Source organism: Caldimonas tepidiphila, from assembly GCF_003569765.1.
Lineage (GTDB): Bacteria > Pseudomonadota > Gammaproteobacteria > Burkholderiales > Burkholderiaceae_C > Caldimonas > Caldimonas tepidiphila.
Genome location: NZ_QXMG01000019.1, coordinates 1 through 23,211, shown reverse-complemented (window position 1 = coordinate 23,211; position 23,211 = coordinate 1). Strand labels below are relative to the sequence as shown.

Genomic DNA, 23,211 nt, shown 5'->3' with positions numbered 1-23,211 from the left:
GTTCAGGAGCGCCAGTATCCCGGCGTCCGACCCGGCGGGCCACCCGATTCTTGCTCGCCCGGGCAGGCCGGGCCATGAAGAAAGGCCGGCGTCGGCCGGCCTCTCGGAGCTCAGCGTGCCGCGGCGCTCACTTCGCGGTCGGCATCACGAACTCGGCGCCCTTCGGGGTGCTCTCGGGCCAGCGCTGCATCACGCTCTTCTGGCGGGTGTAGAAGTGCACGCCTTCCTCGCCGTAGGCGTGGGTGTCGCCGAACAGGCTCTTCTTCCAGCCGCCGAAGCCATGCCAGGCCATCGGCACCGGGATCGGCACGTTGATGCCGACCATGCCGACCTCGATGCGGCGGCCGAACTCGCGCGCGATGTGCCCGTCGCGGGTGAAGCAGGCCACGCCGTTGCCGAACTCGTGCGCGTTGACGAGCTCGACCGCGCGGGCGAAGTCCGGCACGCGCACGCACGACAGCACCGGGCCGAAGATCTCCTCGCGGTAGATCGTCATCTCGGGGCTGACATGGTCGAACAGCGTGCCGCCGGTGAAGAAGCCGTTCTCGTGGCCGGGAACCTTCAGGCCGCGGCCGTCCACGACGAGCTGCGCGCCTTCCTCGACCCCCTTGGCGATGTAGCCCTCGATGCGCGCGAGCGCCTCGCGCGTGACGATGGGACCCATCTCGGCGTCGAGCTCCATGCCGTTCTTCACCTTCAGCGTCTTCGCGCGCTCGGCGAGCTTCGGGACGATCCTGTCGGCGACGTCGCCGACCAGCACCGCCACCGAGATCGCCATGCAGCGCTCGCCGGCCGAGCCGTAGGCCGCGCCGATCAGGGCGTCGACCGCCTGCTCGAGGTCGGCGTCGGGCATCACCACCATGTGGTTCTTGGCGCCGCCGAGCGCCTGCACGCGCTTGCCGTGGCGCGCGCCGGTCTCGTAGATGTACTGCGCGATCGGCGTCGAGCCGACGAAGCTCACCGCCTTGACGTCCGGGTGCGTCAGCAGCGTGTCCACCGCGAGCTTGTCGCCCTGCACGACGTTGAACACGCCGTCGGGCAGGCCGGCCTGCTTGAGCAGCTGCGCGATGAACAGGCTCGGGCTCGGGTCGCGCTCGCTGGGTTTCAGGATGAAGGTGTTGCCGCAGGCGATCGCCACCGGGAACATCCACATCGGCACCATCACGGGGAAGTTGAAGGGCGTGATGCCGGCGACGACGCCGAGCGGCTGGCGCATGGTCCAGTTGTCGATGCCGCTGCCGACCTGCTCGGTGTGGTCGCCCTTGAGCAGCTGCGGGATGCCGCAGGCGAACTCGACGATCTCGATGCCACGCGTGACCTCGCCCTGCGCGTCCGTGAAGACCTTGCCGTGCTCGGCGGTGATCATCGCCGCGAGCGTGTCGCGCTCCTGGTTGAGCAGCTCGAGGAAGCGGAACATCACGCGCGCACGGCGCAGCGGCGCGGTGTCGGCCCAGGCAGGGAAGGCGGCCTTCGCGGCGGCGACCGCCGCGTTCACCTCGTCGGCGCTCGCGAGCGCCACCTGCCGCGCCACCGCGCCGGTGGCGGGGTTGAACACGTCCTGCGTGCGGCCGCTCGCGCCCGCGACGGCCTGCCCGGCGATGAAGTGGCCGATGCCGGCGGTGGCGGTGAAGGCTTCGGGTGCGCCCATGGCAGTCTCTCCTGTTGCGTTGCTGCATCGAGCATAGGCGCGGGCGGGGCCGCTGCACAGCCCGCGGGCGTGACCACATTGTTCAGTTGCGTGAACAATCGCGGCATGACGACGCCACACGATACGCCGCCCGCGAGCCGGGCCGAGACCCTCTGGGCCCACCTGCACGCGCTCGGCGTGATCGCGCAGCAGGGCAGTTTCACGAAGGCGGCGCAGCGGCTCGGGCTGTCGAAGGCGGCGGTGAGCCAGCGCGTCGCGGAGCTCGAGCGCGCGGTCGGCCTGCCGCTGGTGCAGCGCACCACGCGCAGCGTGCGGCTCACCGACGCCGGCCAGCGGCTGGTGGACTCGACCGCGGCGAGCTTCGCGCAGATCGAGCAGGGCCTGCTCGGCGTGCGCGAGCTCGCCGGGCGGCCGCGCGGGCTCGTGCGGCTCACCGCGCCGGTGGCGCTCGGACGCCAGCATGTCGCGCCGCACCTCGAGGAGTTCCTGCGCCGCTGGCCCGAGATCCGCATCGAGCTCGACCTGTCGGACCGGCTCGTGAACCTGGCGCAGGAGGGGTTCGACCTCGCGGTGCGCCACACCAGCGCGCCGCCGGACAACCATGTGGCGTGGCGGCTGTGCGGCTCGCGCGCGCTGCTGGTGGCCTCGGCCGGCTACCTGCGCCGCCGCGGCGTGCCGCGGCATCCGTCGGAGCTCGCCGCGCACGACTGCCTGCCCTACCTGCGCGGCGGCCCGGCGCAGTGGATGTTCGAGCGCGGCGCGAGCGGCGAGGAGCCGGAGCGGGTGAGCGTGGCGGTGGGCGGGCCGCTGCGCGCGAACAACTCGGAGGTGCTGCGCGACGCGGTGCTCTCCGGCCTCGGCGTGGCGCTGCTGCCGGACTTCAGCGCCGCCGCCGCGCTGCGCGCGGGCCGACTGCGCGAGCTGCTGCCCGACTGGCGCCCGGTCGGCTTCTTCGGCGAGGGCGTCTACGCGATGCGGCCCTGGAGCCCGCAGGTGCCGCGCGCGGTGCAGGAGCTGGTCGCGCACCTGCGCGCGGCGCTCGCCGCCGGCTTCGCGCCTGCCAGCTGAAGCGTGGCCGGGCAGCCGCGCAAAAAAAAGCCCATCCGGAAGGCCGGATGGGCTGACGGAAGTCCTGAAAAGGACGTCGTTGGGAGCCTGTAGTGTTCGACAGCTTTGGCGAGGCCGGCTGGTTGGTATCGCTCTTGATGGCGCAGCTCGGCACCTGCCTCGCAAGATTCGATCCGGATCGGCTCTGACCCCGTGTGACAGCTACTGGGAACGACTGTACTGAGCGCCCTCTGACGCCCCCATCCCTCATCTGGGGGATGAAAAGAGATAAAGAGTGAAATAATTGTGAAGAAATGAGGCTGCCGCTGCCGACCGGCTGCGCCGGTCGCCTCTTCCTCGCTCCTGTGCAGGCCTTCAGCCCGCCATCGCCGACTCGGGATGCGTGCTGCCGCGGCCGCTGCCCGGCACCGCGCCGCAGAAGTCGAAGTCGAGCGCCGGGCGCCGCCCGCTCATCAGCTCGGCAAGCGCGCGGCCGGAGCCCGCACCGTGCGTCCAGCCGAGCGTGCCGTGGCCGGCATTGATCCACAGGTTCGCGATGCGGCTGCGGCCGATGTAGGGGATGTTGTCGGGCGTGCTCGGGCGCAGCCCGGCCCAGAACTGCGGCTGCGAGGTGTCGGCCACGCCGGGGAACAGCTCCTCGTAGCGGCGGATCAGCGCCTGGCAGCGCAGCTGCGCGGTGCGGCCGTGCAGCGAGGTGTCGTAGCCCGCCATCTCCGCGGTGCCGGCGATGCGGATGCGGTCGCCGAGCCGCGAGATCGCGATCTTGCGCGAGTCGTCGAGCAGGCTGACGGTGCTGGCGCGCTCCGGGTGGCGCAGCGCCATCGTCGCCGAGTAGCCCTTGGTCGGGTAGATGTCGAGCCGGATGCCGCAGGGGCGCAGCAGCGGCGCCGTCCAGGAGCCGAGCGCGGCGACCACCGCGTCGCCCTTGAGGCGCAGCGCCTCGCCCCCGCGGGGCGCGAGATGCACCGCCTCGACGCGGCCGCCCGCCACCTCGAGTGCATGCACGCGGTGCTCCCACAGGAAGCGCGCGCCGCGCTCGGCGCAGTGCCGCGCGAGCTCGCGCGTGAAGACATGTGCGTCGCCCGACTCGTCGCTCGGCGTGTGGATGCCGCCGTGCAGGCGCGGCGCGAAGGCGGCGAGCGCGGGCTCGACCGCCAGCACCTCGTCGCGCGTGAGCACGCGGCGGTCGACCCCGTACTCGCGCATCAGCGTCGCGGCGCGCACGCCGTGCTCGTAGTCCTCGCGCGTCGAGAAGAAGTGCAGGATGCCCTTCTGCAGCCGCTCGTAGCGGATGCCGGTGGCGTCCACCAGCGCCTTGAGCGACTCGTGGCTGTAGCGGCCGAGCGCGACCAGGTGGCGCACGTTGCGCGCGAAGGCCGCGTCGTTGCACTGCGCGAGGAAATGCAGCCCCCAGCGCCACTGCTGCGGGTCGAGCCGCGGGCGGAACAGCAGCGGCGAGTCCTCGTGCAGCAGCCACTTCGCCACCTTCAGCGGCGCGGTCGCGCTGGCCCACGGCTCGCAGAAGCTCACCGAGATCTGCGCGCCGTTGGCGAAGGTGGTCTCGAGCGCCGCGCCGGGCTGGCGGTCCACCACCGTCACCTCGTGGCCTTCCTCGAGCAGATACCAGGCGGTGCTGACGCCGATGATGCCGGCACCCAGGACGATGACCTTCATGTACGACTCCCGACCCGCACGGGGCTTGTGTGTCCATGGGACGGGATGCAAGTCCCGCGCCGACCGCGACGCCCCGCTCGCGGGGGGGCATGCGCCGATTGTTGAACGGCGCGCGGCGCAGCGGAAGCCGGGCGGCTGCGGGTGCGGCGCCGCCCAGGACCGATCCCGGTCAGGCAGGGGACCCCGGCGTGGGGAACTTGTCGCATGCGGCACCGCACAATGCAGCCATGCCCTCGATGCCCCGTCGCCAGACCCTGACCCTGCTCGGCCGCAGCGCCGCCGCGCTCGCGCTCGGCAGCCTGTTCGGCCCCGTCGCCGCGCCCGTCTCGGTGGCGCGGCCGCGCTACGGCAGCTATCCCTTCTCGCTGGGCGTGGCCAGCGGCATGCCGCGGCCCGACTCGGTGGTGCTGTGGACGCGGCTCGCGCCGCAGCCGCAGCTGCCCGGCCACGGCCTGCCCGACGCGCCGCTGCCGGTGCGCTGGGAGCTGGCCGACGACGAGGGCTTCGCGCAGCTGCGGGCGAGCGGCGAGCTGCTCGCGCTGCCGCAGCATGCGCACAGCGTGCATGTCGAGGTGCGCGAGCTGCCGCCCGGCCGCTCCTTCTTCTACCGCTTCATCAGCGGCGACGCGGTCAGCACGGTCGGGCGCACGCGCACCGCACCCGCGCCCGACGCGGCGGTGCAGCGCCTGCGCCTGGCGCTCGCGTCCTGCCAGCACTACGAGCACGGCCGCTACGCCGCGCACCGCGAGATCGCCGCGCGCGAGCTCGACTTCGTGCTCTTCGTCGGCGACTACATCTACGAGTCGAGCAGCCGGCAGCCGGTGCTGCGCCCGCACGACGGGCCCGAGCCGCTCACGCTCGAGGCCTATCGCCGCCGCCACGCGCACTACAAGCGCGACCCCGACCTGCAGGCCGCGCACGCCGCGCATCCCTGGTTGCTGACCTGGGACGACCACGAGGTGCAGAACGACTACGCCGACGCCTACTCGGCCGGACTCGTGCCGCCCGAGGACTTCCTGCGCCGCCGCGCGGCCGCCTACAAGGCCTACTTCGAGCACATGCCGGTGTCGCCGGCGATGGCGCCCGACGGGCCAGCGATGCGCATCCACGAGCGCTTCACCTGGGGCCGGCTCGCCGAGTTGTGGACGCTCGACGGGCGGCAGTTCCGCAGCCCGCAGGCCTGCGGCGACGGCCGGCGCGGCGGCGGGCGCGTGCTGATGCACTGCAGCGAGCTCGACGACGAGCGCCGCACCCTCCTCGGCACGGGGCAGGAGCGCTGGCTGCACGAGGGACTGCGCGCGAGCGCCAGGCGCTGGAAGCTGATCGGGCAGGGCTCGCAGATCAGCTCCTCGTCGGTGCAGACGCCCTTCGGCCGCGCCGTCTACTCCGACGCCTGGGACGGCTATCCGCGGGCGCGCGAGCGGCTGCTCGCGGCGATCGCCGAGGCGCGCGTGTCCGACGTGATCGCGCTCGGCGGCGACGTGCACCGCCACGTCGCCGCGCAGTTGCGGCTGCGACCGAACGACGCGCGCTCGCCGATCCTTGCCAGCGAGTTCGTGACGACCTCGCTCAGCAGCCGCGGCATCGCCGAGAACACGGTGGCGATGATGCAGCGCTCCAACCCCGACGTGGTGCACGCGCGCGGCGACCAGCGCGGCTATGCCTTCGTCGAGCTGACGCCCGGTGCGGCGCTGTGTGATTTCCGTGCCACCGACTTCCCGCTGCTCGAGAATGCGCCGCTCCACAGTCAGGCGCGCTACGTCGTGGAAGCCGGCCGCCCCGGCGTGCAGCACACGGGCTGAGGCGGGATGCCGGCCGCCGCCGGAGCTCCCGTCTGCCCGTTCGCGGGGACTGGCCTGGAAATCCCCCTCATTTCGGGGTGGTCGGTGTTTCAGGGCACCCTCAGACTGGTAACAACGCGCACCGGCACAGTGCATCGTGCGCAACAGTCCCGAAGCCGAGCGACGAGGTCTCACATGCTTGCCCTGAAACTCCCTGGCTGGCTCCATCTGCCGATGCGCCGTCGAAAGTCGGTGGCCGCGGCCACCGACGACCCGGCCGCGTTCGGCGCCGAACTGGGGCTGGATCTCAGCCTCGCGCCGCGGCCAGAGGCGCCGCCGCGCACCCTGCCGCGCAGCGCCGAGGAGTTGCGCGAACTGCGACGGCGCTGCGCGCGCTGAGCGGCGCAGCGGGCGCGTCGCGGACCGCCCCGTGGCGGGGCGGCGGGCCGCGTCAGCGCACCAGCAGCACCGGCGTCTTGCAGTGCGCCAGCACCTGGGTGGCGACCGAGCCCATCACGAGGTTGCCGAGCGCCGAGTGGCCGTGCGAGCCCATCACGACCAGGTCGTACTTGCCGCTGGTGGCGACCTTCGAGATCACCTCGGCGGGATGGCCGACCTTGTGCTGGCTCTTGATCTTGTAGCCCTGCTTCTCGAAGAAGGTGCGCACCGGCTTGAGCACCTTCTCGGCCTCGTCGACGTAGTACTCGGCCAGCGACTCCTTGCCGATCACCGCCGCGGCGCGCGGCGGCACCGCCGGCACCGCGGTCAGCACCGTGTACTCGTTGCCGGGGGTGAAGAGTTCGTCGTGGGCGGTGACGTAGCCGAGCATGCGCTTGGTGAAGGCGCTGCCATCCACGGCGATCAGGATCTTCATTCGGGGACTCCTTCCATCAGGGGGGTTCTTCGAGGGCCGGACGGGGCGCGCAGGCGCCCGGCGCTCCGGGCTGACCCGATCATAGGCGGCAATGCCCACGCCGCCGCTGAGGGCAATGCTTACATGGCACGGCCCCGCGCCCGCCTCAGACCTCGACCGTGAAGAGCCCGTCGTAGCCCTCGGCCTCGCCGCGCGGACTGTGGCCGCGGGCGTTGGAGACCACGCGGCTGCGGCCCTCGCGCCAGTCCTGGCGGCAGTGCAGGTGGCCGTGGATCCACAGCTCGGCGCGCGCGAGCAGGTCGTCGTCGGCATTGCAGAAGCTCGCGGTGCCGGGCTGCGCGCCGTAGCGCGGGTCGGCGCTGCGCAGGCTCGGGCCGTAGTGCGTGACGACGACGGTGCGGTCCCAGTCGCCGCGCGGCCGCCTCAGCTCCCCCTCCAGCCAGGCACGGCAGGCGAGCGCCTCCTCGCGCACCGCCGTCGCGTCGAAGGGCGCGCCGTCGCGCGTCGAGCGCATCACGTCGACGAAGTAGCGCGCGGCGCGCATCACCTTGTCGCGCCGCAGCGCACCGAACAGGTCGAAGTCGCTCCAGCGCACGGTGCCCAGGAAGCGCACGCGCTGCCCCTGCGCGTCGACGAGCGTCAGGCTCTGGCGCTCCAGCAGCACGAGGCCGAGCGCCTCGCAGCGCTCGCGCAGCGCCGGCCAGGCGCTGCGCAGCTCGCGCCGGTCGAACTCGTGGTTGCCGGCGACGAAGATCACCGGCACCGGCCAGCCGGCGAAGCGCGCCAAGCCCTCCCAGCCGCTGTCGATGTCGCCGGCGAGCACCAGCGCCTCGGCGCCCGGCGCCGGCTGCGGATCGAACTGCTCGGTCTCCAGGTGCAGGTCGGACAGGATCTGCAGTTTCATTTCGTGGCGTCTCCGCTGCGCTGGCCCGTGTCCACCTCTCGGGCGCTGTCGAGCACCCGGTCGAGCAGCCAGCGGTGTGCCGGCTGGCGTTCGTTGCGCTGGTGCCAAAGCACCTCGACATGCACGCTCTGCACCGTCAGCGGCAGCGGCCGCACGACGAGCTCGTCCTCGTAGCCGGTGGCGGGCAGGAAGTCCCGAGGCAGCACGGTCAGCAGGTCCGACTGCAGCACCACGCGCCCGGCGGTGAAGAACTGGTTGACGGTCAGCACGATGCGCCGCGTGCGCTTGAGCGACGACAGCGCCTGGTCGACGAAGCCGTGCGCGCGGCCCGAGAAGCTCACGAGCAGGTGGTGCGCCTCGCAGAATGCATCGAGCGTCAGCTCCCGCTCGGCGAGCGGATGGCCGGGGCGCATCGCGCAGACGTACTCGCTGTCCCACATGCGCTCGTGCCGCAGCGTGGCCTGCGGGCCCTGCGTCACGAGCGCCGCGACCGCGTCCGGGAAGTAGCCGACCGCGAAGTCCACCTCGCCGCGCTCGAGCAGCGGGCGCGGGTCGCGCGTGGCCAGCGGCTGCACGCGCAGGTTCACCAGCGCCTGCGCGCGCTCGATGCGGCCCACCAGCGCCGGCATCAGCTTCGCGGCGGTGGCGTCGGCCATCGCGAAGCGGAAGCTCACCTCCTCGCGGCGCGGGTCGAACTCGGCCGGCTCGATCGCATCGCGCAACTCCGCGAGCGCGCTGCGCACATGCGGCCACAGCGCCTCGGCACGCGGCGTGGGACGCACGCCGAAGGCGGTGCGCACCAGCAGCTCGTCGCCCAGGGCCTCGCGCAGCCGGCGCAGCGCGTTGCTGACCGCGGGCTGCGTCATCGCGAGCCGGTCGGCGGCGCGCGTCAGGTTCTGCTCGGCCATCACCTGGTCGAACACCCGCAGCAGGTTCAGGTCGAGGGTGCGGAAGGGCATCGGGCGTCTCCGTCAGGTCGAAGAAATACGAAACGTGAATGTCAAAGATTCCATCAATTCATTGGCTTCATATCAAGGGTTTACCCTAGACTGCGTTCCATGGTCGGTGTCCGACCGGAAAAAGGAAAGCAAGATGGCCTCCACCACTGTCAATCTCCACGTTGCCGCACGTCACGTCAGCCCCCGCGGTGCCCGCCCGCTCGGCGAGCTGGCCGCGCTGGTCTTCCGTGCGGTGGGCCGCTCGCTGACCCGCGCCGCCGAGCGTCGTGGTTCGCGGCTCGCGGCCGTCGAGTTGCGCCGCCTCGCCTGGAGCTTCGAGTCCTCGAAGCCCGAGCTCGCCGCCGACTTGCGCGCAGCCGCGAAGCACTGCGAGAGCGTGGCGCAGGCAGAACGCTGAAGCGGACCAAGAAATGCTTGGCGTGAATGTCTAGGATTCACGCAATTCATTGGAAAGATACCTAGGGTATACCCTAGAATTCATTCCACGGTCGACGAAGGACCGGAAAGGAAACAAAGATGGCTACCACTCTCACTCTTCACGTTGCCACCCGCGACATCAACCCCCGTGGCGCCAAGGCGCTGGGCGAGTTCGCCGCGCTCGTGTTCGGTGCTGTGGGCCGTTCGTTCAGGCGGGCGGCCGAGCGCCGCGCTGCGCTGCGTGCCGCGCAGGAAATGCGCTGGGTCGCGCGCAGCTTCGAGGCCTCGCAGCCCAACCTGGCGGCCGACCTCCGGGCCGCCGCGATGCGCTGCGAAGGCATGCTCGACGAACGGCGCTGAAGCGCCGAGAGGCGGCCCGAGGGCCGCCCGCTCCCGGAATCAGGGCCCGCGAGGGCCCTTTTTCATGCCTGCCGGACTGCCCGCGGCAGCGAAGGAGGCGGGCGGGCAAAAGAAAAGGCCCCGCGAGGGGCCTTGTCGCTGGTGCAGGCAGGAGGGCCGCAGCCGTCCTGCGAGGCACGGGGGGCTCAGCCCTGCAGCTGCGCCTCGATCTTCGCCTTCACGTCGCGCAGCGCCTGCGGCACCTTGGCGCCGAGCTGCGTGAACAGATCGTCGTGCAGCTTCATCTCCTGCTGCCACGCGGCGCGGTCGATGCCGATCACCTTGTCGAACTGCTCGGGGCCGAAGTCCAAGCCGCTCCAGTGCAGGTCGCCGTAGCTCGGCGACACGCCGAACACGTTCGCCTGGCCCTGGCCCCGGCCCTCGACGCGCTCGAGGATCCACTTCAGCACGCGCATGTTCTCGCCGTAGCCGGGCCAGACGAACTTGCCGTCCTCGCCCTTGCGGAACCAGTTGACGCAGAAGATGCCGGGCAGCTTCGCGCCCTGGGCCTGCAGCTTCTCGCCGACCTTGAGCCAGTGCGCGAAGTAGTCGGCCATGTGATAGCCCATGAAGGGCAGCATCGCGAACGGGTCGCGGCGCACCACGCCCTGCTGGCCGAAGGCGGCGGCGGTGGTCTCCGAGCCCATCGTGGCGGCCATGTAGACGCCCTCGGTCCAGTTGCGCGCCTCGGTCACGAGCGGCACGGTGGTCGAGCGGCGGCCGCCGAAGATGAAGGCGTCGATCGCCACACCTGCGGCGTTGTCGTACTCGGGGTCGAGCGCCGGGTTGTTGGTCGCGGCGACCGTGAAGCGCGCGTTCGGGTGCGCGGCCTTGGCGCCGGTCTCCTTGGCGATCTGCGGCGTCCAGTCCTTGCCCTGCCAGTCGATCAGGTGCGCCGGGGCCTCGTCGCTCATGCCTTCCCACCACACGTCGCCGTCGTCGGTCAGCGCCACGTTCGTGAAGATCACGTCGCGGTCGAGCGAGCGCATGCAGTTGGGGTTGGTCAGCATGTTGGTGCCCGGGGCGACGCCGAAGTAGCCCGCCTCGGGGTTGATCGCGTAGAGGCGGCCGTCCGCGCCGGGCTTGATCCAGGCGATGTCGTCGCCGATGGTCGTGACCTTCCAGCCCTCGAAGCCCGCGGGCGGGATCAGCATCGCGAAGTTGGTCTTGCCGCAGGCGCTCGGGAAGGCGGCCGCGACGTGGTACTTCCTGCCCTCGGGGTTGGTCACGCCCAGCACCAGCATATGCTCGGCGAGCCAGCCCTGGTCGCGGCCCATGGTGGACGCGATGCGCAGCGCGAAGCACTTCTTGCCCAGCAGCGCGTTGCCGCCGTAGCCCGAGCCGTAGGACCAGATCTCGCGCGTCTCGGGGTAGTGGACGATGTACTTGGTCTTGTTGCAGGGCCACTTCGCGTCGGCCTGGCCGGCCTCGAGCGGCGCGCCGACCGTGTGCACGCAGGGCACGAACTCGCCGTCCACGCCCAGCACGTCGTAGACGGCACGGCCCATGCGCGTCATCAGCCGCATGTTGACCGCGACGTAGGGGCTGTCGGAGAGCTCGATGCCGATGTGCGCGATCGGCGAGCCGAGCGGGCCCATGCTGAAGGGCACGACGTACATCGTGCGGCCCTTCATGCTGCCCTTGAAGAGCGCGTTGTTGCCGGTCTGCAGCAGCGCGCGCATCTCGGCCGGGGCCATCCAGTTGTTGGTCGGGCCGGCGTCGTCCTGGTTCTGCGAGCAGATGAAGGTACGGTCCTCGACGCGGGCGACGTCCGACGGGTCGGTGATCGCGAGGAAGCTGCCCGGGCGCTTGGCGGGGTTGAGCTTCTTGAAGGTGCCGGCGTCCACGAGTTGCTGGCACAGGCGCTCGTACTCTTCCTGGCTGCCGTCGCACCAATAGATGTCCTTGGGCTGCGTCAGCGCGGCGATCTCGGCCACCCAGGCGAGCAGCTTGGCGTTCTTGACATAGGTGGGCGCGTTGAGCTCGACGCCGCGCATCACGGGCTGGTTCATGGTCTCTCCGAACGTTGGAATCACGGGATTCGGGAAGCCTCGGGACGACGGGACGGGCGGTGGGCGCGGGCCGGAGGTGTGCGGGACTTGCCGAATGCCGCGAAGGCGGACGGGTTTCAAGCGGGTTACGTAAGAGCTCCCTAGGGTAGGGCCCGGATGCCGGAAGCCGGAACCGCTGCATCGGGTGGATGCACGGTGCGGCTCCCCGGCGCCGCAGGTGGTGGACTTGCGTGCGCGCGAGACGGGGGCAACCGGAGGGGCAGTGTAATCCTGAGGTAACGCGGCCGAACGCGCACCTTATGCAAATTCCTCATGGGAGGATGCAGGGAAGTTCTGGGCAGCGGCGGGGATCGGGGTCGTCGCCGGGAAGGGGCCGGGCTGTCCCCGCCGCGACATCTTCCGGGGGAGGGAGGGCGCCGCAGGCCGGCCCCCGCAGGCGGGGGGCCGAGCGTGAAGTCTGGCACGAAAGCCCGCTTCCCGGAAGCACGGGGGGCGGGCGCGACGCTCAGCGGTTCTCGAACAGCATCAGGCCAGCGGCCGTGTTCGAGATCGGGATGTGGTAGTTCTCGTGCAGCTTGCGCACCTCGCCGCGGAGCGCGGCGCGCGTCGTCAGCCACATCAGCAGCTCGATCCCCTGCGTGCCGGCGTGCTCGACCAGGTCCTCGGTGGAGAACCGTGTCGCCCACGTCGGGTCCTCGCTCATGCTGCGCATGAACTTCAGGTCGAATTCCTTGTTGATGAAGCCGGCGCGGCGGCCGTCGAGCTGGTGCGACAGCCCGCCGGTGCCGAGCACCAGCACCCGCTCGTCGGCCTGCCAGGACTGCACGGCGCGGCCGATCGCCTCGCCGAGCTTCCAGCAGCGCCGCGCCGAGGGCAGCGGCGCCTGCACCGTGTTGATGCACACCGGCACCACTTTCACCGGCCAGTCCTGCTGCGGCCACAGCAGCGCCATCGGCAGCGTGAAGGCGTGGTCGACCAGCATCTCCTGGCAGGTCACCGGGTCGAACTCCTCGTCGACCAGCGACTCGACCAGGTGCCAGGACAGGTCGAGCTGCCCGGGGAAGGGCGGCACCTGCGGGATGCCCCAGCCCTCGTCGGCATTGCGGTACTCGGGTGCGCAGCCCACCGCGAAGGTCGGCATGCTATCGAGGAAGAAGTTCAGGCCGTGGTCGTTGTAGACCACCACGACCGTGGTCGGCTTCACCTCGGCCAGCCACTGGCGCACCGGGATGAAGCCGTCGAAGAAGGGTTTCCAGTAGGGCTCGTGCTGCACCTTGCGCGCGATCGCGCTGCCGATCGCGGGCACGTGGGAGGTGGTGATGCCGCCGATGATCTTCGCCATGTTCACTGCCCCTGGGCCACGAGGTGGGCCTTGAATTCTTCCTTGCTCATGCCCGTCTGCTGGGCGCCGATGTCCTGCATGTCCAGCCCGAAGATGCCGGCGAACTTCGCGAGGTAGTAGGCGTTGCCGCCGGCCTCGATCAGCGCGAGCACGTCGCGCGAGCGGATCGCCTCGCGCTGCTGCGCGTTCAGGCCGTACTTCGCGCAGTACGCGTCCTCGTCGGCGACGAAGGCCTCGCGGTTTTCCTTGTCGTTGAACGAGAAGCACATCTTGTTGAGCGCGTAGCCCTTGCGGGCCTGCTCGCCGTCGAAGATCGTCGTGCCCTCAATCTCGCGCTTGGGCTTGCTCATGTCTCTCTCCTGGTTTGACCTGTGTCAACGCCGGGGCGGGAGGCGGTCCGGCTGCGCACCGCAGGGAGTATTCAGGGCGGCGAGCCAAAGATAAACGCATCGATACTGATGCGATCCATGAGCAAGTTCGATCATTTGGACCTCGACGGACGGCTGCTGCAACTGCTGCTGGCGGTGATCGAGGAGAAGTCGGTGACGCGCGCCGCGCAGCGGCTCGGCGTGACGCAGTCGGCGGTGAGCCACCTGCTCGACAAGCTGCGCGCGATCGTCGGCGACCCACTGTTCGTGAAGTGCGGCCGCGGCATCGTGCCGACGGCGCATGCCGAGGCGCTGGCACTGCGCGCGCGGCGGCTGCTCGACGAGATGCGCGGCTTCGCCACCGCCACCGGGTTCGATCCGGCGACGCTGTCGATGACGCTGACCGTCGCGGCCAACGACCTGCAGCGCGACCTGCTGCTGCCGGCGCTGCTGCGGCGGCTGCGCGCGCAGGCGCCGGGGCTCGTGCTGCGCGTGATCGCGTCGAACGCGCCGACCGCCGAGATGCTGCGCGAGGAGCACTGCCAGCTGATCGTCACGCCGCGCCCGCCCGACGGCAGCGACATGCTGCTCAAGCGCCTGTTCGAGGACCGCTACCGGGTGTTCTACGACGCTGGCTGCCGCGACGCGCCGCGCGACCTGGGGGAGTATCTGGAGGCCGAGCACGTCACCGTGCTCTACGAGCCGCGGCGCGCGCTCGACCTCGACCGGGTGCTCGCCGAGCGCGGGGTGAGGCGGCGCTTCGCGGTGCAGGTGCCCGGCTTCGCCGGCATCCGGCCCTTCCTCTGCGGCAGCCGCATGCTCGCGACGCTGCCCGGGCTGCTTGGACCTGCTGCGCGGCCTGGCGCATGCGGAGGTGCCGCTCGACTGCCCCGCGATGCCGATGTACATGGTCTGGCACCGGCGCCACCAGGCCGACCCGGTGCAGCGCTGGGTGCGCGGCGAGCTGGAGGCGGTGGCGGCCGCCGCGCCGAGCGCGGCGGCGCTGCCGGCCTGAGGCTCAGGCGGCGATCCACTCCCGCCCGGCGCCGGCGCCCACGCTGCCGGTGGCGGGCGCGGCCGGCGCGTGGCTGCCGCTGCCGGCGAGGCGGAACACCGCGACCGCCTGCACCAGCTGCCCCGCCTGCTGCTTCAGGCTCTCCGACGCGGCGGCCGACTGCTCGACCAGCGCCGCGTTCTGCTGCGTGGAGCGGTCCATCTGCGCCACCGCCTCGCCGACCTGCGCGACGCCGGCGCTCTGCTCGCTGCTCGCGGCGCTGATCTCGCCGACTACGTCGGTGACGCGGCGGATCGAGGCCACCACCTCGCCGATCGTCGCGCCGGCCTGGTCGACCTGCGCGGTGCCCTGCTCGACGCGCTCGACGCTGGACGTGATCAACGACTTGATCTCGCGCGCCGCCTCGGCGCTGCGTTGCGCGAGCGTGCGCACCTCGCCGGCGACCACCGCGAAGCCGCGGCCCTGCTCGCCGGCGCGCGCGGCCTCCACCGCCGCGTTGAGCGCGAGGATGTTGGTCTGGAAGGCGATGCCGTCGATCACGCCGATGATGTCGGCGATCTTGCGCGAGCTCTCGCTGATGCCGCGCATCGTCTCGACCACTTGGCCGACCGCCTCGCCGCCCTGCGCGGCCACCGACGACGCGGCCATCGCGAGCTGGTTGGCGAGCTGCGCGTTGTCGGCGTTGGCCTTCACGGTGCTCGCGAGCTGCTCCATCGACGCGGCGGTCTCCTCCAGCGCGCTCGCCTGCTGCTCGGTGCGCGCGGACAGGTCGCTGTTGCCCGACGCGATCTGCGCCGACGCGGTGGCCACGCCCTCGGCGCCGTCGCGCACCTCGCCGACGATCGCCGCGAGGCGGCTCTTCATCTCGTCGAGCGCGGCCAGTAGCTGCGCGGTCTCGTTGCGGCCCTCGGCGCGGATCTGCATCGACAGGTCGCCGGCGGCCACGCCTCGGGCGATCTCCACCGCGTGGTTCAGCGGCGCGACGGTGGCGCGCTGCACCGACCAGCCGATGAAGCCGGCGAGCGCCGCGGCCAGCGCCAGCAGCGCGGCGACGATGTTGCGCGTGTTGTTGACCTCGGCTTCTGCGGCCAGCGCGGCGTCCGCCATCAGCTTGTTGCCGATCTCGATCTGCAGGTCGAGCACGGCCATGTATTCCAGTTGGCGGGGTCGCATCTCCTCGAGCAGCAGGCGCCGCGCCTCGTCGACCTGGCCCGCCTTCAGCGTGGCGAGGAGCTTGTCGCGCGGCACGAGGTAGGCGTCGCGAGCCGCCTTGAGCTTCGCGAACCCTTCCTTGCCCTTCGGGGTGCTCATGATGCCCTCCAGCTTGGCGAGCAGCGCGTCGATTTCCTCGCCGTTCTTGCGGATCGAGGCGTACTCTCCCTCGATCTGCGCCGGGTCGGTCATGATGAAGAGGTTGCGCAACGAACGCGCCATCTCGTCGGCGTTGGCCTTGACCGCCTGGAACTGCTGGATCTTCGGGTAGCGGTCCTCGAGCGCGAGCTCGAACAGTGCGTCCACGCGGTTGACCTTCAGGATCGCGACCGCGCCGATCAGTGCGATCAGCGCGAACATCGCGGCGAAGCCCAGCGTGAGCCGGGTGGAGATTTTCATGTCGGCGAGTGCCATTTCCTAGACGCCTTCTTTCCTGTGGGGGAGCCGGGATGCAGCCGGTGGTGGGCGCGGCCCGCTTTTGCGCGCAAAGATTGATCTTCGTCAAAGACCGGTCGATCTGATTCGGCAAGGCGGACTCGTTTCTTGAGTCCTGCGTCGTGACTTATGTCCGGAAACCGGCACCGATCGCGCGATCGGCCTGCTTCGGCTTCGGGCTTGCGAGCCTGGCGGCGTGCTGGGGCCGCAACGCGTCGCTCAAAGAAGAAGGGGCCGCAAGCGCGGCCCCTTCCTCATGCTGCCCGGCGGGGCGGCTTCACTCCGGCTGGATCTTCGCCGCGGTGATGACCTCGCGCCAGCGCTTGATCTCGCTGGCGAGCAGGGCCTGCTGCTCGGCCGGCGTGCCGGTCTGGCCGCGCATGCCGAGCTCCTTCATGCGCTGCTGCACCGCGGGCGAAGCCACCGCCTCGCGCGCCGCGGCGTTGAGCTTGTCGATCACCGCCTTGGGCGTGCCGGCCGGGGCGGCCAGCGCGTTCCACGACGCGACGTCGTACTGCGGCACGCCCGCCTCCTGCACCGTCGGCACGTCCGGCAGCGTCGCGTTGCGCCTGGACGAGGTCACGGCCAGCGCGCGCACCGCGCCCCCGGTGATCTGCGGCAGCGTCGGCCCGAGGATCTCGAAGGCGACATCGATCTCGCCCGAGCGCAGCGCGGTCAGCACTGCCGGCGAGGCCTTGTAGGGCACCACCAGCGCATCGATGCCGGCGCGCGTCTTGAACAGCTCGGCCGAGAGGTGCTGCGTCGAGCCGATCGCGATCGTGCCGATCGTCAGCTTGCCGGGGTTGGCCTTGGCGTAGGCCACCAGGTCCTTCAGCGACTTGAAGCGCGAGTTGGCGTCCACCGCGAGCACCAGGTCGAAGAAGCCGAGCGTCGTGACCGGCACCACGTCCTTGGTGATGTCGTAGGGCAGCTTCTTGAACAGGCCTTCGCTGACGGCGTTGGCGTTGCTCATCAGCAGCAGCGTGTGGCCGTCGGGCTGCGCCTTCGCCACCGCCTGGGTCGCGACGATGCTGCCGGCGCTCGGCCGGTTGTCGATGACGATGGTCTGGCCCAGCGTCTTGCCCATCGCCTCGGCGACCGCCCGGGCCGTGATGTCGGCGATGCCGCCCGGCGCGAAGGGCACCATCAGCGTGATCGGCTTGCTCGGGAAGTTCGCCTGCGCGAGGGCGGCGCCCGGCAGCACGGCGAGTCCCGTGCCGGCGGCGGCCGCGCCGAGCAGCGCGCGCCGCGTCAGGCCGGAGGAGGAAGGAGACTTCTTCGCATGCATGGAATACCTCTCGTCGATCAAGCTGCGCCGGGGCGCAGCGGGGGCGGTTGTGGCCGTGCGCGGGGCGACGGGCCGGATCGGGGGCGGCGGTCGTGGGGGACGCCGCTTCGGTTCAGAACTCCTCGGTGTCGATCTCCTGCTGCGTGGCGGCCGGGTAGCGCGGCCCGGCCACCGTGTGCCGGTTGAGGAGCGCGCCCGCGCGCTCGAGCAGCGCCGCGTCGATGCGCAGCGACGCGGCGGCGAAGTTCTCCTCCAGGTGCGCGATGCGCGTCGTGCCCGGGATCGGCACGACGTGCTCCCCTTGCGCGAGCAGCCACGCGAGCGCGAGCTGCGCCGGGGTGCAGCCGGCCTCGCGCGCGAGCGCCTCGAAGCCGTCGAGCAGCTTCAGGTTCTGCGCATAGTTGTCGGGGAAGAAGCGCGGCATCGCGCGGCGGATGTCCTTCGCGTCGAAGCCCGACACGTCGCGCAGCGCGCCGCCGAGGAAGCCGCGCGCCAGCGGGCTGAAGGCGACGAAGGCGGCGCCGAGCTCGCGGCAGGCCTCGAGCACCGCGATCTCGGCATTGCGCGTCCACAGCGAGTACTCGGTCTGCACCGCGGCGATCGGGTGCACCGCGTGCGCGCGCCGCAGCGTCGCGGCCGAGACCTCGGACAGGCCGATCGCGCGGATCTTGCCCTCGCGCACCAGGTCGGCGAGCGCGCCGACGCTGTCCTCGATCGGCACCTGCCGGTCCCAGCGGTGCAGGTAATACAGGTCGATCACGTCCGTGCGCAGCCGCCGCAGCGCCTCTTCGCAGGTGTGCTTGAGCGTCTCGGGCCGACCGTCGATCACACGCTTGCCGTCCACGCCCGTCATGCCGCACTTGCTCGCCAGCACGAAGCGCGAGCGGTGGGGGCCGAGCACCCGGCCGACCAGCTCCTCGTTGGCGCCGAAGCCGTAGAGCGCGGCGGTGTCGAAGAAGTCGACGCCGAGCTCGAGCGCGCGCCGCAGCAGCGCCTCGCCCGCCTCGGGCGAGGGCGGCACGCCGTAGGCGTGGCTGAGGTTCATGCAGCCGAGGCCGATGGGCCGAACGCTGAAGGGGCCGACTTTGCGCGGGGTCATGGGGGGCGTTTCTCCGGTATCACGGGGACGCGGCCCGCCGTCCTCGCAGGGAAGAGGGCAGGCCGGCGGTGGATGGGGCGCGTGGCATCGGGGGAGGGGCGCTTTCGCGCGCCCGTCCCCGCGTCAGCCCGCGTCGAGCTGCTGCTCGAGCTGGTGCAGCACCTCGTAGCAGGGCAGTACCTTCGCGACGCTGGCGTTGGGCTCGCGGCCCTCCTTGATCGCGGCGAAGAACTCGCGGTCCTGCAGCTCGATGCCGTTCATCGACACGTCGACCTGGCTGACGTCGATCTTCTCCTCCTTGCCGTTGAAGAGATCGTCGTAGCGCGCGATGTAGGTGCCGGTGTCGCCGATGTAGCGGAAGAAGGTGCCCAGGGGCCCGTCGTTGTTGAAGGACAGCGACAGCGTGCAGATCGCGCCGTTGGCCGCCTTGAGCTGGATGCTCATGTCCATCGCGATGCCGAGCGTTGGGTGGATCGGGCCCTGGATCGCGTTGGCCTTCACGATGGGGCTGCCGCACTGGTAGGCGAACAGGTCCACCGTGTGCGCGGCGTGGTGCCACAGCAGGTGGTCCGTCCACGAGCGCGGCTGGCCCAGCGCGTTCATGTTGGTGCGGCGGAAGAAGTAGGTCTGCACATCCATCTGCTGGATGTTGAACTCGCCCGCCTCGATCTTCTTGTGCACCCACTGGTGGCTCGGGTTGAAGCGGCGCGTGTGGCCGCACATCGCGACGAGCCCCGTCTCCTGCTGCAGCCGCACCACTTCCTGCGCGTCGGCGAGCTTGTCGGCGAGCGGAATTTCCACCTGCACGTGCTTGCCGGCCTTCAGGCACTGGATGGCCTGCGCGGCGTGCATCTGCGTCGGCGTGCACAGGATCACCGCGTCCACTTCCGGCAGCGCCAGGCTGTCGGCGAGGTCGGTGGTGACGTGCCCGACGCCGTACTTGTCGGCGACCTCGCGGGTCTTCTCCAGGTCGCGGCTGATCAGCGACACGACCTCTACGCCGTCGATGTTCCTGATGCCGTCGAGGTGCTTGATGCCGAAGGCGCCGGCGCCGGCCAGCGCGACCTTGATCGTCTTGCTCATTGTTGGTTCTCCAGGATCAGATGGCCCACCGCGGTGTTGCTCGCGGGCACGTGATAGAAGCGGTGCGCGACCTTCGGCGGTGCACCGCCCGCGTCCACGTCGGACATCGCGCCACGCGCGATGAGCCACATGACGAGCTCGATGCCCTCGGAGCCCGCCTCGCGCACGTAATCGATGTGCGGGATCGACGCGGCGGCCTCGGGGTCGCTGATCAGCTTGTCGAGGAAGGCGTTGTCGAATTCCTTGTTGATGAGACCCGCGCGCGGGCCCTGCAGCTGGTGGCTCATGCCGCCGGTGCCCCAGATCTGCACCTTCAGCGGCTGCTCGAAGCTCTCCACCGCGCGGCGGATCGCGCGGCCGAGGTTGAAGCAGCGGCGGCCCGACGGCACCGGGTACTGCACCACGTTGACCGCGAAGGGGATCACCGGGCAGGGCCAAGCCTCGGGCTGGCCGCACATCAGCGACAGCGGCACCGTCAGGCCGTGGTCCACGTCCATCTTGTTGACGATGGTGAGGTCGAAGTCGTCCTGGATCACCGACTGAGCGATGTGCGCGGCGAGCTCCGGATGGCCGATCACCTTCGGCACCGGGCGCGGCCCCCAGCCCTCGTCGGCCGGGTTGTACTCCGCGGCGCAGCCGATCGCGAAGGTCGGGATCATGTCGAGGCTGAAGGCCGTCGCATGGTCGTTGTAGACGAGGAAGATCACGTCGGGCGTGTTCTCCTTCAGCCACTGCTTGGAGGGCTCGTAGCCGGCGAAGAGGGGCTGCCAGTAGGGGTCGCCGGTCTTGCCGAGGTCGAGCGCGGCGCCGATCGCCGGCACGTGCGAGGTGTAGACGCTGGCGGTGATCTTGGCCATCACTTGTTCTCCTGCGGTTTCTGTTCGCCGGCGTAGCGGTTGCCCTCGGGCGAGCGGCCGCCCTTGAGCATCATCTGCGCGTACTCTTCCTGGGTCACGCCGGTCATGCTGGCCGCCATGTACTGGAAGCTCTTGCCGTCGGTGGCGCCGATCTTGGCGAGGAAGTAGATGTTGCCGCCGAGCTCGATGCAGCGGTTGAGGTCGCGCGCGAGCACGGCCTGCTTCTGCTCCTCGCTCATCGGCCACTCGTCGAGGTAGGCCCGCTCGTTCGCCTTGAAGCGCTCGCGGTTCTCGGCCTTCATCAGCGACATGCAGAACTGGTTGAGGTGGTAGCCCTTGCGCGACTGATCCGCATCGAAGATCGTCGTGCCGGGCACGTCCTGGTAGGGCTTGTTCAGGGCCATGGATCTCTCCTTGAAAAGGCTCAGGCCTCTTCGGGCCAGTAGAGACGCATCGGGTTGTCCACCAGCAGCTTGCGTTGCAGCTCGGCGGTGGTCGCGATGTGCGGGATGAAGTCGACCAGCAGGCCGTCGTCGGGCATGTGGTCCTTCAGGTTCGGGTGCGGCCAGTCGGTGCCCCACAGCACGCGATCCGGGAATTCCTCGACGATGCGGCGCGCGAAGGGCACCACGTCGCGGTAGGCCGCCTGCTCGCCGTCGAGCGCCTTCGGGCCGGTGACGGACAGGCGCTCGGGGCAGCTGACCTTGCTCCAGACGTTCGGGTTGTCGCGCATGAACTTCACGAACAGCTCGAACTCGGGGCCGTCCACCGGCTTGCTCACGTCCGGGCGGCCCATGTGGTCGACGACCACGGTGGTGGGCAGTGCGGTGAAGAAGTCCCACAGCTCGGGCAGGTCCACCGCCTCGAAGTAGATCACCACGTGCCAGCCGAGCGGCGCGATGCGGTTGGCGATCTCGAGCAGCTCGTCCTTCGGGGTGAAGTCCACCAGGCGCTTGACGAAGTTGAAGCGCACGCCGCGCACGCCGGCGGCATGCATGTCCTGCAGCTCCTGGTCCGTCACGCTACGGCGCACGGTCGCGACGCCGCGGGCGCGGCCATTGCTGTTCACCAGCGCATCGACCATCGCGCGGTTGTCGGCGCCGTGGCAGGTGGCCTGCACGACCACGTTGCGCGCGAAGCCGAGGTGGTCGCGCAGCGCGTAGAGCTGCTCCTTGCTCGCGTCGCAGGGCGTGTACTTGCGCTCGGGCGCGTAGGGGAACTCGGCGCCGGGGCCGAAGACATGGCAGTGCGCGTCGACGGCGCCAGCCGGCACCTGGAAGCGCGGCTTGGACGGACCGGTGTACCAGTCCAGCCAGCCCGGGGTCTTGGTGAAGTCACCGGTGGTGGGTTTGCTCATGGATTCAGTCCTTGTTGGATGCGGGGGTGCGCACATGGCCCAGGATGCGGTCGGCCTCGGTGCGCCAGTCGGGGCTGCGCGCGAACTCCTGCGTGCCCTTCGGCCCGAACAGGCCCGCGTCGGCGAGATCGGCCACCCAGGCCTGGCGCTCGGCGGTGCCGGCGGCGGACCAGGGCTCGAGCCCGGCGTCGCGCACCGTCTCGGCGACCTCGCGCACCTCTTCGCTGCGTCGGCGGCCGTGCTCGATGACGCGCTGGAAGAAGTAGGCGGCCTGCTTCTCCCAGTCGATGCCGGGGAAGGTCTCCTGCAGCGACGCGATCACCGCGTCCTCGACGCCGTAGTGGCGCGCGGCGGTGAAACTCTCGATGACCATGGCCTCCAGGCCCTTGATCATCACGCTGCGGCACATCTTGGTCGCCGACGCGACGCCGAGCTTCTCGCTCGCGACCTTGGCGTCGAAGCCGAGCGTGTTCAGGAGCGGCGCGAGCTCCGCCGCCGAGGCGCCGCCGAGCAGCAGCGGCACCCTGATGCGGTAGGGCGGGATCGAGGTCATCACCGCGCCCTCGACGTAGCGGCCGCCGGCCGCGTCGATCAGCGCGGCCGCACGCTGCTTGGCGCCGGGCGAGGCCGAGTTGAAGTCGAGGAAGAAGGCCCCTTGCCGCACTGCCGGCGCGCAGGCCTCGGCCACCGGCACCGCCTGGCTCGCGGTCACCGCGCTGACGACGAAGTCGCTGCGTGCCGCAAGCTCGGCGTGCGAGCCTACGAGCCGCACGCAGTGGGCGGCTGCATGCTCGCGCAGCGCGCCCGCGGTCTCGTCGCGGTCGAGCTTCAGGTCGTAGGCCGAGACGCCGACGCCCTGCGCGCGCAGGTCCTCGGCCAGGATGCGGCCGACCTCGCCGTAGCCGACGAGGCCGACCTTCCATTGCAGGGGATTCATGGAGTGGCTTCCTTGCAGCGGAATCAGTCCAGCGCCACGTCGGCGCGCCGGATCACGTCCTTGTACTTGGCCGATTCGGCCGCGACGAAGGCGTTGAAGAGCTGCGGCGTGGTCGGGAAGCTGTCGTAGCCGAAGGCGGCGTAGCGCTCCTTGACGTCGGGCTCGGCCAGCGCAGCCTCCACGTCCTTCTGGATCTTGTCCGCCACCGCCTTGGGCACGCCCTTGGGCGCCGCGATCGTCGTCCAGCCCGTCAGCTCGTAGTTCGCCGGCCCGCCCGACTCGGCCACCGTCGGCACGTCGGGGAAGGCGGGGTGGCGCTTGGGCGCGGTGACGGCGAGGAACTTGATCTTGCCCGCGCGCATCATTGGGCCGGCGGTGGCGAGCGAGCCGAGCGCGAAGTTCAGCTCGCCGTTGGCCACGCCGGTGTAGAGCATCGACGTCTCCTTGTAGATGACGTGCTGCATCTGCGTGCCGGTCATGCT

The 23,211-nt window shown here is 70.6% G+C and carries 22 protein-coding genes and 1 pseudogene; 6 read left to right on the top strand and 17 right to left on the bottom strand.

The features are described from left to right. Window positions 1–127: 127 nt before the first annotated feature. A complete protein-coding gene (locus tag D3A59_RS13660) occupies window positions 128–1,648 on the bottom strand; it encodes a CoA-acylating methylmalonate-semialdehyde dehydrogenase (RefSeq protein WP_119155496.1) in 1,521 nt (506 codons plus the stop codon). Window positions 1,649–1,753: 105 nt separating this feature from the next. On the opposite strand from D3A59_RS13660, the gene D3A59_RS13655 reads away from it, so the two are divergent. Beyond that, complete coding sequence (locus tag D3A59_RS13655) at window positions 1,754–2,716, top strand: LysR family transcriptional regulator (RefSeq protein WP_119155495.1); 963 nt, start codon at window positions 1,754–1,756, stop codon at window positions 2,714–2,716. Window positions 2,717–3,070: 354 nt separating this feature from the next. Here the strand turns inward: D3A59_RS13655 and D3A59_RS13650 are convergent, their stop codons facing one another. Continuing rightward, complete coding sequence (locus tag D3A59_RS13650; RefSeq protein WP_119155494.1) at window positions 3,071–4,390, bottom strand: D-amino acid dehydrogenase; 1,320 nt, start codon at window positions 4,388–4,390, stop codon at window positions 3,071–3,073. Between the two features lie 227 nt (window positions 4,391–4,617). On the opposite strand from D3A59_RS13650, the gene D3A59_RS13645 reads away from it, so the two are divergent. Continuing rightward, window positions 4,618–6,192 (top strand): alkaline phosphatase D family protein, encoded by a 1,575-nt coding sequence (locus D3A59_RS13645; protein ID WP_119155493.1) that lies wholly within the window; start codon window positions 4,618–4,620, stop codon window positions 6,190–6,192. Window positions 6,193–6,366: 174 nt separating this feature from the next. Continuing rightward, the gene (locus D3A59_RS25415) at window positions 6,367–6,570 is read left to right on the top strand and encodes a hypothetical protein (RefSeq protein WP_157991530.1); all 204 of its coding nucleotides are present in this window, start codon (window positions 6,367–6,369) and stop codon (window positions 6,568–6,570) included. A gap of 52 nt (window positions 6,571–6,622) precedes the next feature. Here D3A59_RS25415 and D3A59_RS13640 read toward each other — a convergent pair whose 3' ends face one another. From D3A59_RS13640 to D3A59_RS13630, 3 genes are all read right to left on the bottom strand, one after another. Continuing rightward, complete coding sequence (locus D3A59_RS13640) at window positions 6,623–7,045, bottom strand: universal stress protein (protein ID WP_119155492.1); 423 nt, start codon at window positions 7,043–7,045, stop codon at window positions 6,623–6,625. Window positions 7,046–7,190: 145 nt separating this feature from the next. Beyond that, window positions 7,191–7,949, bottom strand: a complete 759-nt coding sequence (locus D3A59_RS13635; protein ID WP_119155491.1) for a metallophosphoesterase — start codon at window positions 7,947–7,949, stop codon at window positions 7,191–7,193. After that, the gene (locus D3A59_RS13630; RefSeq protein ID WP_119155490.1) at window positions 7,946–8,908 is read right to left on the bottom strand and encodes a LysR family transcriptional regulator; all 963 of its coding nucleotides are present in this window, start codon (window positions 8,906–8,908) and stop codon (window positions 7,946–7,948) included. Before D3A59_RS13630 ends, D3A59_RS13635 begins: the two co-directional genes overlap by 4 nt. A gap of 133 nt (window positions 8,909–9,041) precedes the next feature. On the opposite strand from D3A59_RS13630, the gene D3A59_RS13625 reads away from it, so the two are divergent. Further along, window positions 9,042–9,305, top strand: a complete 264-nt coding sequence (locus tag D3A59_RS13625) for a hypothetical protein (RefSeq protein WP_119155489.1) — start codon at window positions 9,042–9,044, stop codon at window positions 9,303–9,305. Window positions 9,306–9,424: 119 nt separating this feature from the next. Then, the gene (locus tag D3A59_RS13620; RefSeq protein ID WP_119155488.1) at window positions 9,425–9,685 is read left to right on the top strand and encodes a hypothetical protein; all 261 of its coding nucleotides are present in this window, start codon (window positions 9,425–9,427) and stop codon (window positions 9,683–9,685) included. 185 nt (window positions 9,686–9,870) lie between these two features. On the opposite strand, the gene D3A59_RS13615 is transcribed toward D3A59_RS13620, so the two are convergent. From D3A59_RS13615 to D3A59_RS13605, 3 genes are all read right to left on the bottom strand, one after another. Further along, window positions 9,871–11,736: a phosphoenolpyruvate carboxykinase (GTP) gene (locus D3A59_RS13615; protein ID WP_119155487.1), complete on the bottom strand. Its 1,866-nt coding sequence runs from the start codon at window positions 11,734–11,736 to the stop codon at window positions 9,871–9,873. 505 nt (window positions 11,737–12,241) lie between these two features. Continuing rightward, window positions 12,242–13,078, bottom strand: coding sequence for a class III extradiol dioxygenase family protein (locus tag D3A59_RS13610; RefSeq protein ID WP_119155486.1), 837 nt, complete (start codon window positions 13,076–13,078; stop codon window positions 12,242–12,244). A gap of 2 nt (window positions 13,079–13,080) precedes the next feature. Then, a complete protein-coding gene (locus tag D3A59_RS13605) occupies window positions 13,081–13,428 on the bottom strand; it encodes a protocatechuate 4,5-dioxygenase subunit alpha (RefSeq protein ID WP_119155485.1) in 348 nt (115 codons plus the stop codon). Between the two features lie 108 nt (window positions 13,429–13,536). Here D3A59_RS13605 and D3A59_RS13600 point away from each other — a divergent pair. Next, window positions 13,537–14,229: pseudogene (locus tag D3A59_RS13600) on the top strand (LysR family transcriptional regulator); the annotation flags it as partial. Window positions 14,230–14,464: 235 nt separating this feature from the next. Here the strand turns inward: D3A59_RS13600 and D3A59_RS26700 are convergent. The 9 genes from D3A59_RS26700 to D3A59_RS13555 all read right to left on the bottom strand — a co-directional run. Further along, a complete protein-coding gene (locus D3A59_RS26700) occupies window positions 14,465–16,072 on the bottom strand; it encodes a methyl-accepting chemotaxis protein (RefSeq protein ID WP_272868073.1) in 1,608 nt (535 codons plus the stop codon). A gap of 313 nt (window positions 16,073–16,385) precedes the next feature. Continuing rightward, the gene (locus D3A59_RS13590; RefSeq protein ID WP_119155483.1) at window positions 16,386–17,396 is read right to left on the bottom strand and encodes a Bug family tripartite tricarboxylate transporter substrate binding protein; all 1,011 of its coding nucleotides are present in this window, start codon (window positions 17,394–17,396) and stop codon (window positions 16,386–16,388) included. Between the two features lie 112 nt (window positions 17,397–17,508). After that, window positions 17,509–18,495 (bottom strand): aldo/keto reductase, encoded by a 987-nt coding sequence (locus tag D3A59_RS13585; RefSeq protein WP_119155482.1) that lies wholly within the window; start codon window positions 18,493–18,495, stop codon window positions 17,509–17,511. 123 nt (window positions 18,496–18,618) lie between these two features. Continuing rightward, window positions 18,619–19,578, bottom strand: a complete 960-nt coding sequence (locus tag D3A59_RS13580) for a Gfo/Idh/MocA family oxidoreductase (protein ID WP_119155481.1) — start codon at window positions 19,576–19,578, stop codon at window positions 18,619–18,621. Further along, the gene (locus tag D3A59_RS13575; protein ID WP_119155480.1) at window positions 19,575–20,435 is read right to left on the bottom strand and encodes a class III extradiol dioxygenase subunit beta; all 861 of its coding nucleotides are present in this window, start codon (window positions 20,433–20,435) and stop codon (window positions 19,575–19,577) included. The genes D3A59_RS13580 and D3A59_RS13575 overlap by 4 nt, the downstream gene beginning before the upstream one ends. Then, the gene (gene ligA / locus D3A59_RS13570) at window positions 20,435–20,839 is read right to left on the bottom strand and encodes a protocatechuate 4,5-dioxygenase subunit alpha (RefSeq protein WP_119155479.1); all 405 of its coding nucleotides are present in this window, start codon (window positions 20,837–20,839) and stop codon (window positions 20,435–20,437) included. The genes D3A59_RS13575 and ligA overlap by 1 nt, the downstream gene beginning before the upstream one ends. 20 nt (window positions 20,840–20,859) lie before the next feature. Continuing rightward, window positions 20,860–21,792 carry an amidohydrolase family protein gene (locus D3A59_RS13565; protein WP_119155478.1) on the bottom strand — a complete coding sequence of 311 codons (933 nt, stop codon included), beginning with the start codon at window positions 21,790–21,792 and terminating at the stop codon, window positions 20,860–20,862. 4 nt (window positions 21,793–21,796) lie between these two features. Further along, window positions 21,797–22,729, bottom strand: a complete 933-nt coding sequence (locus D3A59_RS13560) for a DUF1932 domain-containing protein (RefSeq protein ID WP_119155477.1) — start codon at window positions 22,727–22,729, stop codon at window positions 21,797–21,799. Window positions 22,730–22,752: 23 nt separating this feature from the next. After that, window positions 22,753–23,211 (bottom strand): Bug family tripartite tricarboxylate transporter substrate binding protein (locus D3A59_RS13555; protein ID WP_272868072.1); only part of this gene is annotated, 459 nt, incomplete at its 5' end.

What these genes read in the sequence shown, in the direction of transcription:
- D3A59_RS26700 (WP_272868073.1), bottom strand. Translation starts at nt 16,072, where the DNA reads ATGAAAATCTCCACCCGGCTCACGCTGGGCTTCGCCGCGATGTTCGCG.
- D3A59_RS13655 (WP_119155495.1), top strand. Translation starts at nt 1,754, where the DNA reads ATGACGACGCCACACGATACGCCGCCCGCGAGCCGGGCCGAGACCCTC.
- D3A59_RS13585 (WP_119155482.1), bottom strand. Translation starts at nt 18,495, where the DNA reads ATGACCCCGCGCAAAGTCGGCCCCTTCAGCGTTCGGCCCATCGGCCTC.
- D3A59_RS13620 (WP_119155488.1), top strand. Translation starts at nt 9,425, where the DNA reads ATGGCTACCACTCTCACTCTTCACGTTGCCACCCGCGACATCAACCCC.
- D3A59_RS13630 (WP_119155490.1), bottom strand. Translation starts at nt 8,908, where the DNA reads ATGCCCTTCCGCACCCTCGACCTGAACCTGCTGCGGGTGTTCGACCAG.
- D3A59_RS13645 (WP_119155493.1), top strand. Translation starts at nt 4,618, where the DNA reads ATGCCCTCGATGCCCCGTCGCCAGACCCTGACCCTGCTCGGCCGCAGC.
- D3A59_RS13610 (WP_119155486.1), bottom strand. Translation starts at nt 13,078, where the DNA reads ATGGCGAAGATCATCGGCGGCATCACCACCTCCCACGTGCCCGCGATC.
- D3A59_RS13615 (WP_119155487.1), bottom strand. Translation starts at nt 11,736, where the DNA reads ATGAACCAGCCCGTGATGCGCGGCGTCGAGCTCAACGCGCCCACCTAT.
- D3A59_RS13590 (WP_119155483.1), bottom strand. Translation starts at nt 17,396, where the DNA reads ATGCATGCGAAGAAGTCTCCTTCCTCCTCCGGCCTGACGCGGCGCGCG.
- D3A59_RS13635 (WP_119155491.1), bottom strand. Translation starts at nt 7,949, where the DNA reads ATGAAACTGCAGATCCTGTCCGACCTGCACCTGGAGACCGAGCAGTTC.
- D3A59_RS13560 (WP_119155477.1), bottom strand. Translation starts at nt 22,729, where the DNA reads ATGAATCCCCTGCAATGGAAGGTCGGCCTCGTCGGCTACGGCGAGGTC.
- D3A59_RS13650 (WP_119155494.1), bottom strand. Translation starts at nt 4,390, where the DNA reads ATGAAGGTCATCGTCCTGGGTGCCGGCATCATCGGCGTCAGCACCGCC.
- D3A59_RS13660 (WP_119155496.1), bottom strand. Translation starts at nt 1,648, where the DNA reads ATGGGCGCACCCGAAGCCTTCACCGCCACCGCCGGCATCGGCCACTTC.
- D3A59_RS13565 (WP_119155478.1), bottom strand. Translation starts at nt 21,792, where the DNA reads ATGAGCAAACCCACCACCGGTGACTTCACCAAGACCCCGGGCTGGCTG.
- D3A59_RS13575 (WP_119155480.1), bottom strand. Translation starts at nt 20,435, where the DNA reads ATGGCCAAGATCACCGCCAGCGTCTACACCTCGCACGTGCCGGCGATC.
- D3A59_RS13640 (WP_119155492.1), bottom strand. Translation starts at nt 7,045, where the DNA reads ATGAAGATCCTGATCGCCGTGGATGGCAGCGCCTTCACCAAGCGCATG.
- D3A59_RS13580 (WP_119155481.1), bottom strand. Translation starts at nt 19,578, where the DNA reads ATGAGCAAGACGATCAAGGTCGCGCTGGCCGGCGCCGGCGCCTTCGGC.
- ligA (WP_119155479.1), bottom strand. Translation starts at nt 20,839, where the DNA reads ATGGCCCTGAACAAGCCCTACCAGGACGTGCCCGGCACGACGATCTTC.
- D3A59_RS25415 (WP_157991530.1), top strand. Translation starts at nt 6,367, where the DNA reads ATGCTTGCCCTGAAACTCCCTGGCTGGCTCCATCTGCCGATGCGCCGT.
- D3A59_RS13605 (WP_119155485.1), bottom strand. Translation starts at nt 13,428, where the DNA reads ATGAGCAAGCCCAAGCGCGAGATTGAGGGCACGACGATCTTCGACGGC.
- D3A59_RS13625 (WP_119155489.1), top strand. Translation starts at nt 9,042, where the DNA reads ATGGCCTCCACCACTGTCAATCTCCACGTTGCCGCACGTCACGTCAGC.